At 72.6% G+C, this 13,307-nt stretch carries 11 protein-coding genes; 7 read left to right on the top strand and 4 right to left on the bottom strand.

What is annotated here, in order from left to right:
• The first annotated feature begins 1 nt into the window (after position 1).
• Both AB0B98_RS22055 and AB0B98_RS22050 read left to right on the top strand, forming a co-directional pair.
• Positions 2-2,443: an immune inhibitor A domain-containing protein gene (locus tag AB0B98_RS22055; RefSeq protein WP_357364924.1), complete on the top strand. Its 2,442-nt coding sequence runs from the start codon at positions 2-4 to the stop codon at positions 2,441-2,443.
• A gap of 200 nt (positions 2,444-2,643) precedes the next feature.
• Complete coding sequence (locus tag AB0B98_RS22050) at positions 2,644-3,576, top strand: alpha/beta hydrolase (RefSeq protein ID WP_357364880.1); 933 nt, start codon at positions 2,644-2,646, stop codon at positions 3,574-3,576.
• A gap of 4 nt (positions 3,577-3,580) precedes the next feature.
• Here AB0B98_RS22050 and AB0B98_RS22045 read toward each other — a convergent pair whose 3' ends face one another.
• Positions 3,581-3,946: a hypothetical protein gene (locus AB0B98_RS22045; protein WP_030334177.1), complete on the bottom strand. Its 366-nt coding sequence runs from the start codon at positions 3,944-3,946 to the stop codon at positions 3,581-3,583.
• A complete protein-coding gene (locus AB0B98_RS22040) occupies positions 3,943-6,837 on the bottom strand; it encodes an SseB family protein (protein WP_357364878.1) in 2,895 nt (964 codons plus the stop codon). The genes AB0B98_RS22045 and AB0B98_RS22040 overlap by 4 nt, the downstream gene beginning before the upstream one ends.
• 152 nt (positions 6,838-6,989) lie before the next feature.
• On the opposite strand from AB0B98_RS22040, the gene mycP reads away from it, so the two are divergent.
• Positions 6,990-8,213 carry a type VII secretion-associated serine protease mycosin gene (mycP, locus tag AB0B98_RS22035; protein WP_357364876.1) on the top strand — a complete coding sequence of 408 codons (1,224 nt, stop codon included), beginning with the start codon at positions 6,990-6,992 and terminating at the stop codon, positions 8,211-8,213.
• Between the two features lie 127 nt (positions 8,214-8,340).
• Here mycP and AB0B98_RS22030 read toward each other — a convergent pair whose 3' ends face one another.
• Positions 8,341-8,634, bottom strand: coding sequence for a WXG100 family type VII secretion target (locus AB0B98_RS22030; protein ID WP_238668772.1), 294 nt, complete (start codon positions 8,632-8,634; stop codon positions 8,341-8,343).
• Positions 8,635-8,655: 21 nt separating this feature from the next.
• Positions 8,656-8,976, bottom strand: a complete 321-nt coding sequence (locus AB0B98_RS22025; RefSeq protein WP_091395516.1) for a WXG100 family type VII secretion target — start codon at positions 8,974-8,976, stop codon at positions 8,656-8,658.
• 291 nt (positions 8,977-9,267) lie between these two features.
• Between AB0B98_RS22025 and eccE the strand changes: the two genes are divergently transcribed.
• The 4 genes from eccE (at position 9,268) to rarD (ending at position 13,226) form a co-directional block, all read left to right on the top strand.
• On the top strand, positions 9,268-11,229 hold the full coding sequence (eccE, locus tag AB0B98_RS22020) for a type VII secretion protein EccE (protein WP_357364874.1): 1,962 nt from the start codon (positions 9,268-9,270) through the stop codon (positions 11,227-11,229).
• Positions 11,230-11,290: 61 nt separating this feature from the next.
• Positions 11,291-11,677, top strand: a complete 387-nt coding sequence (locus AB0B98_RS22015) for a phage holin family protein (RefSeq protein WP_091395522.1) — start codon at positions 11,291-11,293, stop codon at positions 11,675-11,677.
• Positions 11,678-11,805: 128 nt separating this feature from the next.
• Entirely contained in the window at positions 11,806-12,303 is a 498-nt protein-coding gene (locus tag AB0B98_RS22010) for a GNAT family N-acetyltransferase (protein WP_238668769.1), read from the top strand.
• Positions 12,300-13,226: an EamA family transporter RarD gene (gene rarD, locus AB0B98_RS22005; protein WP_357364871.1), complete on the top strand. Its 927-nt coding sequence runs from the start codon at positions 12,300-12,302 to the stop codon at positions 13,224-13,226. Before AB0B98_RS22010 ends, rarD begins: the two co-directional genes overlap by 4 nt.
• Positions 13,227-13,307: the final 81 nt, after the last annotated feature.

Below are 13,307 nucleotides of genomic sequence, written 5' to 3'. Positions count from 1 at the left end.
AGTGGGTCTGCTCGGGCTCTCACTGACGGCGACAGGCCTGGCTTTCGGCCCGTCCGCCTCGGCGGCGCCTCAGCCCAAACTGCCGGCAGCAGCACCGGCCGCTGCCGAACCACAGGCACTGAAGGATGAGCTCCCCGACAAGCTCGAGGACAAGCGCCGCGAGCTGCGTGAGCAGGGTCTCGCCGACGTGCTGAGCGGGCGCAGCAAGCCGATCGAGCGCAACGGCAGCACTGTCGTCAAGGTCGGCCAGGTCGGCAAGACGGGCACCAACGCCAAGGCGCGCTCCGCCGCCGGCGGCGGCCAGGAGACCAGGGATCAGTACGTCGAGCTCAAGCGTGAGCGGACCGACAAGATCTTCGTGATTCTGGCCGAGTTCGGCGACGAGCGCCACCCGTCCTTCCCGGACAAGGACATGAACCCGGACATCGCCGGACCGGCGACGTTCGACGGTCCGTTGCACAACAAGATCCCCGAGCCCAACCGGGCCGTGGACAACTCCACCATCTGGCAGCCGGACTTCAGCCCGGAGCACTTCCGCCAGCTCTACTTCGGCACCAACCCGGGCGACGAGTCGCTCAAGCAGTACTACGAGGCACAGTCCTCGGGTCGTTACACCGTCGACGGTGAGGTGACCGACTGGGTCAAGGTCAAGTACAACGAGGCCCGCTACGGGCGCTCCGACGACCCGATCGCGGACGACTCGGACGACCCGGCCAACGACCCCGCCGTCTGCGCCGACAACGTCTGCTCGAACACCTGGGCGCTGATCCGCGACGCCGCCAACCAGTGGGTCGCCGACCAGAAGGCCAAGGGCCGGACGGACGCCCAGATCGCCGCCGAGATGAAGTCCTTCGACCAGTGGGACCGTTTCGACTACGACGGTGACGGCGACTTCAACGAGTCGGACGGCTACATCGACCACTTCCAGATCGTCCACTCCGGCGGCGACCAGGCCGACGGTGACCCGCAGCAGGGTGAGGACGCGATCTGGAGCCACCGTTGGTCGGCGTTCAACAGCTCGCCCGTGGGCCCGCCGAACTTCCCGATCGGCGGCACCCAGATCGGCAACACCGGCGTCTGGATCCGCGACTACACGATCCAGCCGGAAAACGGCGGTCGCAGCGTCTTCTACCACGAGTACGGCCACGACCTGGGCCTGCCGGACGACTACGGCCCCGCGGACAACAGCAACGAGCACTGGACCCTGATGGCCCAGAGCCGGCTCGGCGCCAAGAACGACGCCGGCATCGGCGACCGGGGCGGCGACCTCGGCGCGTGGAACAAGTTCCAGCTCGGTTGGCTCGACTACGAGGTGGTCGTGGCGGGGCAGAAGCAGACGCTGAAGCTCGGCCCACAGGAATACAACTCGAAGGAAGCACAGGCCGTCGTGGTCGTGCTGCCCCAGAGGGAATACACCTTCAACTACGGTCCGCCGTTCGAAGGCTCCAAGCAGTACTTCTCCGGTAACGAGGACAACCTCGACAGCAAGATGACGAGGACGTTCGACCTCACCGGCAAGTCCGCGGCGGCGCTGTCGCTCAAGGGCAAGTACAGCATCGAAGCGGGTTACGACTACCTCTACTTCGAGGCGTCGACAGACGGCGGTCAGTCCTGGACCGACCTGGACGGCACTGTCAACGGCAAGCCGATCGGCGTGGACGGTGCCGGTCGCCCGGCCCTCGCCGGCAGCAGCAACGGCGCCTGGGCGGACATCAACATCCCGCTGACCTCGGTCGCCGGCAAGTCGGCGCAGGTTCGCCTGCACTACGTCACCGACGGTGGCGTCTCCGAGGGCGGCTTCTTCGGTGACGCGATCACCGTGACCGCCGACGGCCAGACCGTGTTCAGCGACGGCGCCGAGACCGACGCCGGCTGGAACCTGGAGAAGTTCGAGGTGGTCGGGGCGACCTACACCCAACTGTTCGACAACTTCTACATCGCCGGCAACCGGTCGTACGTCTCGTACGACAAGTACCTGAAGACCGGCCCGTACTTCTTCGGCTACGCGAACACCCGCCCGGACTGGGTGGACCACTACGCGTACCAGGAGGGCCTGCTCATCTCGTACTGGAACACCCGGTTCTCCGACAACAACACCGCCCCGGCCTCCCCGACCAACCCGGGTGGTCACCCCGGTGAGGGTCGCAACCTGTACATCGACGCGCACCCGCGCCCGATCTACAACCTGACCGGGGCACCGTGGCGGGCCCGCGTCCAGATGTACGACGCGCCGTTCAGCCTGAACAAGGCCGACTCGTTCACCCTGCACCTCAACAGCCAGCCGCAGTACATCCGTGGCCAGGCCGCTGAGCCGCTGTTCGACGACACCAAGAAGTACTTCTACGAGGAGCTGCCGAACCACGGCGTCAAGCTCCCCGCGACCGGTGTCAAGATCAAGGTTCTGGAGCAGGACGGCACCTCGATGAAGATCCGGATCAGCTGACCACTGATCCCGCACCAACCAGCGACGCCCGGGCAGGTCACCTGCCCGGGCGTCGCCCTTTCTGCGCCACCTCCCCGGTGACCCGGACCGAGTTGGTCGAGCCGGTTCCCCTGGTCCCGGTCCGGGGCAACCCGGGGCTTTCCCCTGTTCAACGCGACCGCCAGGGTCGCCTGCGGCAACCGGGTCCTAGGCTGTCTGCCATGACCGACCAGCGCGGCGGGGCCGTCGACGAGTCCTGTGTCCTCACCGAGGGGCCGTGGACGCACCGTTTCGTCGGCGCCAACGGCAGCCGGTTCCACGTGGTCGAGGGCGGCACCGGGCCGATGGTGCTGTTCCTGCACGGCTTCCCGGAGCACTGGTGGGCCTGGCACCAGATGCTGCCGGCGGTCGCCGACGCCGGCTTCCGGGCGGTCGCCGTCGATCTGCGCGGCTACGGGGCCAGCGACAAACCACCCCGGGGGTACGACGGCTACACCCTCGCCGCCGACATCGCCGGGCTGATCCGTGCGCTCGGTGAACGGTCCGCGACGATCGTCGGCAGCGGCCTCGGTGGCATGGTGGCCTGGACGGTGGCCTCGTTCCACCCGTCACTGGTCCGCCGACTCGTGGTGCTGGGGGCACCGCACCCGCTGCGACTGCGCGCCGCCATCTTCGCCGACCCGCGCGGGCAGTTCACCGCCTCCACCCCGGCGTTGAAGTTCCAGCTACCCCGCTACGAGCACGTCCTGACCCGCGATGGCGCAGCGGCCGTCGGCGAGATAATGCGCCGCTGGGGCGGCCCACAGTGGGTGCACGGGCCGGACTTCGAGGCGTACGCCGAGCGGTGCCGGGAGGCGATGTGCATCCCGCAGGCCGCGTTCTGCGCGCTGGAGGGTTACCGGTGGGCGTTCCGCTCGCTGCTGCGACTGCACGGCTACCGGTTCGTCCGCCTGATGCAGAAGCCACTGTCCACCCCGACGCTGCAACTGCACGGCGCCCTGGACACCGCCTCCCTGCCCCGCACCGCCCTGGGTTCCGGCCGGTACGTCGTCGCCCCCTACGAGTGGCGACTGCTCGACGGGGTGGGGCACTTCCCGCACCTGGAGGCACCGGAGCTGGTGCTCGGCGAGATCCTGCGGTGGGCGAAGACCTGACCGGTCAGACCCGCTGCTCCCGCAGGTCGGTGACCTCGGCAGCGGGCGCCCAACCCTGGTAGACGCCGAAGTCGAAGACCTCCAGCCGCATCGCCTCGGCCACCGGCCACCGGCCACCTGTGTACTCCACCCGCAGCCAGGCGTCGTGCTCGCCGAGCACTATGAACGGCTGCCCCTTCCAGGTGCAGGTGGTCCGCACGTACGCCAGGTCCTCGATCTCGCTCGCCGGCAGCACCCGGACGTAGCGGCCCGCGCGGACCTCCTCGAAACCCTCGCCCGGCTCGGGCTGGTAGAGGCGGATGTCGTCGCCATCCGGGCTGGCCTGGTACTCCCGGCCCTGCCAACGGGCCACGTAACCGTCGCGCATCACGCCTCCCCGACCCGTCGCCAGGTGACCGAGTCGGTGTCCAGCTCCGCGACCACCCGCTCGCCGCCGTCCGCGCCGATGCGCCAGAGCTGGGCGCCGTGCGGCAGCCGCGCGCTGTCCACCTTGAACTCCGCCACCACATCGCTGCTCTCACCCGGGGCGAAGCCGTTGCCCCGGAACGGCGGGCGTTCGATGACCCAGCCCTCCATGGCCCGCATCGCCGGCTCGTTCTGACCGCCGTACGGGATGCGGTAGAGGCTCGGCCGGTGCGCCGGCCAGCGCAGCACGTAGATCTCCTCGGCGTCCGGTGCGAACGGCGAGCCGGGGTAGCTGAGGCCCAGCGCGCCGTGCAGCTGAGCCGGTGTGGTCAGGTGGGACAGCTCACCGGCCCGGTGCACGAACCCGGACACCCGGTCGTACCCACGATCCAGGTAGTACGCGAGCTGGCTGGGGGCGATCGCCTTCTGCATGACCGTCGGCCGGGTCGGGTCGACCGCTGCGGGGGCGTACCGGGGACGGGCGGCGGGTTCGGCAACGGCCGGCGCTTCCGCCTGGTCCACTTCCAGGTCGTCCCCGAGCCCCACCTCGGCAGCCCAGTTGGCCAACGCGACGATCTGCTCGCCCGGCAACTTGGCACCCACCGGCGTGCCCGGGTTGACGGCGAACGACCAGTCCTCGTCGGGCCAGCGCCGGATCAGTTGGGCGAACTTCACCCGGACCGTGTCGACGTCCCCCTCGACATGGTCGGCAAGGCGCTCCGACGACGTGTAGACCACCACGTACGTCTCGCCGTCGAGCTGCCCGGTACGCCAGACGAAGCCGGGATCCCCGGGGCGGCTCCCCCGCACCGAGTCCGGTGCCGCCGGCAGTAGCACCCGGGCCAGCAGCAGGGTGGACAGGAACGTGTCGGTGCTGCCCGACCCGGCGGCGCTGAGCAGGTCCTCCTCGACCGTGTTGGCCGGCTCGAACTCGACCGGCGGCGGCTCGTCCGCCGGCGGGTGCGGACCGTCGTCAGCGATCACGCTCGCGCCGCCGGCCTGGTCCGTAACGGCCGGTCCGGTCGACGAAACAGCACTGTCGGCGCGGTGCGGGGCGTCGCCACTGTCGTCGGTTCGCTGATCGCCCAGGCCACCGCCGAGGGCGCCGACCTCGGTCGGAGTCACGGGGTGCGGGGCGGACGGGCCCGGGGCGGACTGACCGGGGCTGAACGACGCGGGCCCGGATGGGCTGGAACCGAAGGACGACGGACCGAACAGGCCCGGGTCGGAGGACGTCGAGCCGTACGGTGGCGGGGCGGCCTCGGCGGGGCTGGGCGACGACGGGCCGAACAGGCCCGGACCGGGGGACGTCGAACCGAACGGCGGGGCGGCCTCGGCGGGGCTGGGCCGCCGGGGCGCGTCGACCGGCGCGCTGCTCTCGATCGGGTCGGTGAGGTCGCGGGACTCGATGATGGTGCCCTCGATGACGATGGGCGTGAAGCCACGGCGCGGCGCGGGCGGCCCGGAGACCGGTTCCGCGACGGACACCGGCAGATCCTCCGTCGGCTCGAACCGGCCCGGCCGGTCCTGAGGAATCGCCTGCGTCTCCTCCGCCGACGGCCGCCCACGCGCACCGGTCAGGGGAGGCTCACCGGTCACCCGGAACGCGCGGGTGGGCTCCTCGGCCAGCGGGTTGTGCCGGCGCGGCGGCAGCGGCTGGGTGATCTCCTCGCCGGATGGCGGCGCGTCCATCCCACGGGACGCGCCGAGGCCGCCCTCCGGCCGTCGTATCGGCTGGGTGGCGGCCGGGTCCGCCGCCATCGGAAAGGCCCGCGTCGCGGTCTCGTCGGCCGGCGCGTCGGCTGGGCGGCGGCGAGGGAAGGGCTGGCTGCCTCGCCCGAACCGGGTCGGCGGGGCCGCCCGGTCCGCGGGGCGTCCTCCGCTCGCGGCCGGGTCGCGGGCCGGGCTGGGGTCGAAGAAGGAGCGCCGAGGGGTGGCCTGGGGGCCACCGTTGCCGTTACCCGGGGCGGGGCCGTCGACGTCGCCCGGCCGGGTCCCTGTCGGCCAGCCCACGCCCGGCCCGGCCTGGTCGGCGGTGGGGCCGGCGGTCGCCAACGGGGTGAACCGGGACGGCCGGCCGGTGCGGGGCAGTGCTCCGTTGCCCGGGGCGGGCCGGGGCGGTTCGGTCGGGTGCCGCTGACCGGCGGCGGGCAGGTCCTCCTCGCCAGGTCGGCGCGGCGGCTCAGCGGAAGCGGGTGGCCGGGGTGCCCAACCCGGCACCGGCGGCTCAGCGGAGGCGGGTGGCCGGGGCGCCGGACCCGGCACCGGCGGGGCACCCACCCGAGGGCCCGGGCTACGCGCGGGCCTTCGGGGTGCGAGCGGAACGCTCTCGGGCGCGGACGGGGCCGCCCCCGTCACGGGAGGCGATCCGGCGGCTGGGGCGGCGTCCCGCAGTGGCGCGCCGGGCCGGGTGCGCGCCAACGTCTCGGCCCGCTCCAGGCGGGCGCGGGCACCCATGGCACGGCCGGGCAGTCGCACGTCGCCTCGGGAGAGCTGCGACACGAACCACGCCGGCAGGTAACCCTCGACCGGCAGACCCGGATTGACGGCGAGCCACCACTCGTGGTTGGGCCAACTGGCCGCGAGATCGGCGAACGGGATGCGTCGGTTGCTGCCGGCGTGATCGCCGAGGCAGGCTCGCAGGGCGGCGGCGGAGGTGAAGGCCAGGACGTGGGTCCGGCCGCCGGTGGTCCAGGTGCCCCATCCGGCGGGTGGCTGGCCGGGCTGCGTCGGCGCGGAGACCGGCAGCAGCACATCGGTGCGGGACAGGAGCCGGAAGTAGAGCTCCTGGTCGTTGGCGCGCAGCGCGTCGCGCATCGCCACCTCGGCCTCCGTGGCCGGCTCCCATGCGGTCACGGCCACCTCCCCTTCCGAGAACAGGCCACAGGTATCGCGTACAACCTACAAGGTGGTACCAAGATCACAATGGCTGGCCGGCGGCGGCCAGCCGGGGACCGGAGGAGGCGATAACATCCCGTTCCGGAGCCGATACGATACGGAGGGTGTCGATGTCCCAATCGATCGCGCGCCCGGTCCTCGCAGGTCTGGCCGTCGGCCTGTTGACCGTACCGGCCCTTCCGACAGTCGCCGCCACCGCCGGGCTCCGGGCGGCGCCGGCCTGCGCGACAGCACTCGCCCCCGTCCGGCCGGTCGCGGCCAGGCCCTGGCCACAGCAACGGTACGACCCGGCGCGGCTCGCGCCCCTGGCCACCGGTGCCGGGGTGACAGTCGCGGTGGTCGACTCCGGGGTGGACCGGGTGCACCCGCAGCTGGCTGGGCGGGTGCTGGCCGGCACCGACCTGCTCGACCCCGGCGGGGACGGCGGCCGGGACTGCGCCGGGCACGGCACCGGTGTGGCGAGCATCATCGCCGCGGCACCCCGCCCTGACGTCGCGTTCCGCGGCCTGGCACCGGGTGCCCGAATCCTGCCGGTGCGGGTGAGTGAGCAGCAGGTGGTGCAGGGGCGGGAGTCGGGGCGTACGGTCAGCGCCGACGAGTTCGCCCGGGCCATCCGGTGGGCCGTCGACAATGACGCCGACGTGGTGAACCTGTCCGTGGTGCTGTACGCGGACGACCCCGAGGTCCGTTCGGCAGTGCGGTACGCGGTCGACCGGGACGTGGTGCTGGTGGCCGCCGCCGGCAACCTGCACGACAGCGGGGACCCCCGACCGTTCCCCGCCGGCTACGACGGGGTGCTCGGCGTGGGTGCGATCGGGGCGGACGGCGGGCGGGCGACGTTCTCGCAGACCGGCCCGTACGTCGACCTCGTGGCTCCGGGCAGCGAGGTGCTGACCGCCGCGCCCGGTGCCGGCCACCATCGGGTCGAAGGCACCAGCTACGCGGCGCCCTTCGTGGCCGCCACCGCCGCGTTGCTGCGGGAATACCGGCCGGAGCTGACCGCCGCCCAGGTGGCGGAGCGGATCATCGCCACCGCCGATCCAGCTCCGGGCGCGGGCCGGGGCGGCGGGTACGGCGCCGGAGTGTTGAACCCCTACCGGGCGGTCACCGAGACCGGTGGCGGCCGTGCGGCCGGCGCGCGGCCGGTCGCAGCGCTCGCCGACGATCGGGCCGACCCGGCGCAGCTCGCCCGTCAGGCCCGCCGGGCCGCCGCACGGGACCGAGCCCTGCTGATCGGCGCGGTGGCCGGCATGACAGCGGTCACAGTGGCGCTGCTCGCCCTGCTGGCGCCCCGGGGCGCCCGTCGACGCTGGCGCCCGGCCGACCCGGCCTGAGCCCACCTGCGCACGGCCTGAGGCCGCCGACGTGCGGCCTGAGCCCGCCCGCGTGCGGCCCTGACCGTGGACCGGCTGCGGGCGGGGCGCTGGCCCGGACACGGTCAGCGCTCCCGGCCCACATCGCTCACTGGAACAGCCCGGTGTTCTTCTTCTCGGTGTCCAGGTAGTCGGTGGCGGAGTCGTTCACCGCCAACCTGATGTCACGCAACATCCCCTGCAGGTCCTGCGAGGCCGAACGCCACCGCGCCTGCCGCTGCTCGTAGGCCTGCCGCGCGTCGCCCGTCCAGCTCGCCACCAGAGGGGCGGCGTCGCGTTCGAGTTGGCCGAGTTGCGCGTCGAGGGTGTTCAACGCCTTCTGAATGTCAGCGCCGGCCTGCTGCAGCGCGGCGAAGTTGACGACCAGCACACCATGGTCCATCGGATTCCCTCCCCAGCGGGATCAGAGCGGCAACTGGATGCCGCCGCGGTTGGTGCCGGCCACCCGGCTGGCCACCTCGTCGTCGGACGCGTGGTACTGCCGACCGGCGGTGCGGATCGCACCGGCGGTCTCGCGCAGCGCGCGGTGCAGCGCCGCCTGGTCCTGTGACCACTGCTGCTTGACCTGCTCGAACGACCGGCCACCAGCGCCACGCCAGGCCTGCTGCAACACCTCCAGCTCGGCCAGCAGGCCGGTCAGCATGGACTGCAACGACTGGTCCACCTGCTCGAACTTCGCGGCAGTCTGCTGCATCACCGCTGCTTCTGCCTTGGTTTGGGACATCCGGACGTCACCTCGTCTCTCGGATCGCACCTGGCCGTCGACGCGCCCACCCCCGGGGCGACGCGTCGTCGCTTGGCCCGGTCGTCGAGCACTGAGACCCGGGTCAGCGAAGGACTTCGTGGCTGACGGTAGCGACCTCGTAGCGGTTCTGCTACCCCGCCGGCTTCCCCTGTGGACAACCGAGGCGGCCATCGGTCGCTTACGATGTGCCGCAGCCACGTCGCGGCGCGTGACGGGCCGCCGGCGGGCGGCCGGCCGCCCGACCCGGTCCCCACTGGTCGAGGAGGCACGGTGCCGGCGATCACCACCGGAGGGCCGCACCCACCGACCCCGGTCGGGTCCGAGGCAGGTGCCTTCCCACTGGTGGGCGGGCCCGGCCGATCCACCGACCGCAGTCCGGGGCCTGCCGATCAGCGCACCCCCCGTCGCCGTTCGTCGACGGCCCACTGGGTCGCACTCAGCCGTCGTGCTGCTGCCGGAGTACGAGCCGGCCAACTGGTCACCGCACAGGTCGCGGCGGCGCTCGTGCTCGTCGCCCTCGGCCGACCCGCACCGGTCGTCGCGGCGGCCGTGCTGGTGGCCGTGCTGCTGGTGGCCGCCGCCTGGGTGCCGGTGCGGGGGCGGTGGCTGTTCGAGTGGCTGGGCACCGCCATCGGGCACCTCAGCCGTCGGCGGGGGTTGACCGGGCCGGCCGTTGCGGCCGAACTACTCGACCTGGTCTCCCCGGGCACCGTGGTCCGCTCGACCGAGTTGACCGGCGGGCCGGCGGCCGTCCTGGAGGACACCACCGGCATGGTCGCGCTCCTGGAGCTCGGCGACCCCGGCGACCTGCTGGGCGACGTGTCCCAGGCGATCCCCGCCCCGGCCGCGTTGCTCCCCCCGACCAGTCCGGACCAACCCCCGCTGCTGGCCCAACTGCTGCTCGCCGGTGCGCCGGCACCGGTGCCGAGCGCCGGTGGCACCGTCGGCACGTCGTACCGGCAGCTCACCGACGGGCGGCTCGCCGGGCGCGAGCGGGCGGTGGTGGCGGTCCGGGTGCTGCGGATGAACGGTTGGTCCGAGGAGGACCTGCGCCGGGTCCTCTCCGGCACGGTCCGCCGGATCGTCCGCCGGCTCGGGCCGTTGGCCGCGCGGCCGCTCGGGGTACCGGCGGCGCTGCGCGTCCTGGGCGAGCTGGCCCACCACGAGGGCGAGCCGGTCCGGGAGTCCTGGCCGGCGATCCGGTCCGGCACTATCGTCCAGGCCACCTTCCGCCTGCTCCACTGGCCCGACGCGGGCGCTGCGGCTGGACGTCGGCTGGTGCCCCGGCTGCTCGCGCTGCCGGCGACGGCCACGACGGTGTCGATCTGCTCAGGCCCGTCGCCGACGATGTCGACGTCGTCGGGTCCGGCGGCGGCCGGCGAAGTGCCGACGGAGCTGACCGTACGCCTGGCCGCCGGAACGGCGGCCGAGTTGGCGGCTGCCAGCGAGGCGCTGGTCCGCCTGGTGACCGACCTTGGCGGAAAGCTACGACGACTCGACGGCGCCCACCTGAGCGGGCTGGCCGCCACGCTGCCGTTGGCGCTGGCGGCGCCCGGGGCGCAGCCCCGCCCACCGGCGGCCGGGGCGCGACCCGGCCCGGCCGTGGACGACTGGGAGCTGTCAGTGGGCGACGCGGGAATGATGGTCGGCACCAACCGGCACGGCCGCGCCGTAACCGTGCGACTGTTCCGGCCGGAGAGCACCCGCGTCCTGCTGGTCGGCGGGGTACGGGCGGCCCAGCTGGTGGCCCTGCGCGCCCTGGCACTCGGCGCCCTGGTGGTGGTGCAGACCGCCCGGCCACGCGCCTGGGAACCGTTCATCCGAGGGGTTGGCGCGCCGGGCGGCACGATCCCGCTGCTCCCTCCCGGTCGGGCGGTCGCCGACGGGGTGGGCACCGCGCTGCGTCCGTTGCTTCTGATCGTCGACGCCGGGCCGGTGGCGGCCGAGGCCGCGCCGGGTCCGCCGTGGCGGGCCACCCTTGTGGTACGCGACGAGCTGACCCCGGCCGATGTGGACGCGTTGAGCCGCGCCGACCTGGCGTTGCTTCAGCCACTCTCCTCCGCCGAGGCCACCCTGGCCGGAGCCGCGCTGGGGCTGGGCGGCTCGGCCGAGTGGCTGACCCGGATCCGGGAGGACATGGTGGCGGTGGTCAACCGGCGGGCGCTGCGTTGGGCACTGCTCTCCCCCACTCCGATCGAGGCGCAACTGATCGGGCCGCCGACGCGCGGCTGATCCACCGGGACGGCCAGCTGGCGGGTTACGTCGGTGCGGTGTCCGTGGCACGATCCCCGCCATGGGTTTTCTGAAGGGTCTGCTGATTCGGCTGGCCAGCACAGCTCTCGCTTTCTGGCTGGCCACGCTCCTCATCCCGGGCATCTCCCTGGATTCGAACTCGGCCACCGAGACGGTGACCACGCTGCTCCTGGTGGCGGTGATCTTCGGCGTGGTCAATGCGGTTCTCCAGCCGATCATCAAGACCGTCGGTTGTGGCTTCTACCTGCTGACCCTGGGTCTCATCGCCCTGGTGGTGAACGGGCTGCTCTTCCTGCTCACCAGCTGGATCGCCGACCAGGCCGGGCTGCCGTTCTCGGTGGACGGTTTCTGGCCGGCGGCCGTGCTCGGCGCGCTCTTCGTGAGCATCGTGACCTGGATCCTCGGCGCGGTCCTCGACCGGGACTGACCGCCGACCAGCCAGCACCGACCCGGTCCGTCCGGGGCGCCGACCTCGGCCGGGGCCCCGGCGGGCCGATGACCAGAGTTCGGGAATGTGGCGGCCGGACTGCCCACCTCGGCGGTTAGCGTCGCTGCATGTTCTCGCTGACCTGCCCCGACGGCCACCTGCTCAGCACCGATCCGGCGCGGATCGACCTGGATCTGGTGCACCACTGGTTGTCCACCGACGCGTACTGGGCTCTCGGACGAGACCGGGAGACCATCGAGCGGTCGTTCGCCGGCTCACTTCCGTTCGGCATCTACCGGCCGGAGGACGGCCGCCAGGTCGCTGTGGCCCGGGTCGTCACGGACGGTGCCACCTTCGCCTGGCTCTGCGATGTGTACGTCGACCGGCCCGCCCGGGGTCGCGGGCTCGGCGGATGGCTGGCCGGCGCGGTCCGTGACCACCTGGCCGAGCTGGGCGTACGCCGGATCCTGCTCTGCACCAACGACGCGCACCAGGTGTACGCGGGGGTGGGCTTCACCCCGCTGGACGCGCCGCAGCGGTGGATGCAGCTGGACCGACGACCCCCGGTGACCCCGATCACCGGAAAGGAACAAAGCAGCACTACGCCCCTTACGGTAGAAGCGTGACGCCACTCCGCCTGGGATACCTCTACGGACTCGGCGCGTACCTGCTCTGGGGTTTCTTTCCGCTCTACCTGAAGCTGCTGCGACCCGCCGGCCCGCTGGAGATCCTGGCCCACCGGATCGTCTGGTCGGTGCTCTTCGTGGCCCTGCTGCTGACGGCGCTGCGCAACGTCGGCTTCCTGCGGGCGCTACTGCGCCGCCCCTGGGCGGTGGCGGGGATCGTCGCCGCCGCCGCGCTGATCGCTGTCAACTGGGGCACCTACATCTACGGGGTCAACTCCGACCGGGTGGTGGAGACAGCGCTCGGCTACTTCATCAACCCGCTGGTCGTGGTGCTGCTCGGGGTGACGGTGCTGCGGGAGCGGCTACGCCCGGCGCAGTGGGTGGCGCTGGGGATCGGCGCGTCGGCGGTGGCGGTGCTCGCTGTGGACTACGGCCGGCTGCCCTGGCTGGCGTTGACCCTGGCGTTCAGCTTCGCCGGCTACGGCCTGGTGAAGAAGCGGCTCGGGCTGCCGGCGGCGGAGGGGCTGTTCGTCGAGTCGGCGGTGCTGGCGTTGCCGGCGCTGGGCTACCTGGGCTGGCTGACGGCGAAGGGCGACCTGACCTTCGGGCATGTCTCGGCCGGGCACACCGCGCTGCTGGTGCTGGCCGGCGCTGCCACCGCGATTCCGCTGCTGCTGTTCGCCGGGGCTGCCAACCGGCTGCCCCTGAGCAGCCTCGGCATGGTCCAGTACCTGGCGCCGATCCTTCAACTCGGCTGCGGGGTGCTGATCTTCCACGAGCCGATGCCGCCGGCCCGGCTGGCCGGCTTCGCGTTGGTCTGGCTGGCCCTGATCGTCTTCACCGCCGACGCCGTCCGAACCTCCCGCCGCACCCGCCAGTCCCACCAACCCACCAACGTCCCCGTCCCTCTCCCCACCCCCTGACCCCTGCCCCCGCCCCCTGCCCCCTGCCCCCACCCCCTGACCCCGCGATCTTGCAGTTTCGGTCGTCGATACGCCTGCCAT

The sequence above is a fragment of the Micromonospora sp. NPDC048947 genome (assembly GCF_040649495.1).
Taxonomy (GTDB): domain Bacteria; phylum Actinomycetota; class Actinomycetes; order Mycobacteriales; family Micromonosporaceae; genus Micromonospora; species Micromonospora alfalfae.
Note: the sequence above shows the minus strand (reverse complement) of the source record. Positions and strands in the feature narration are given on the sequence as shown.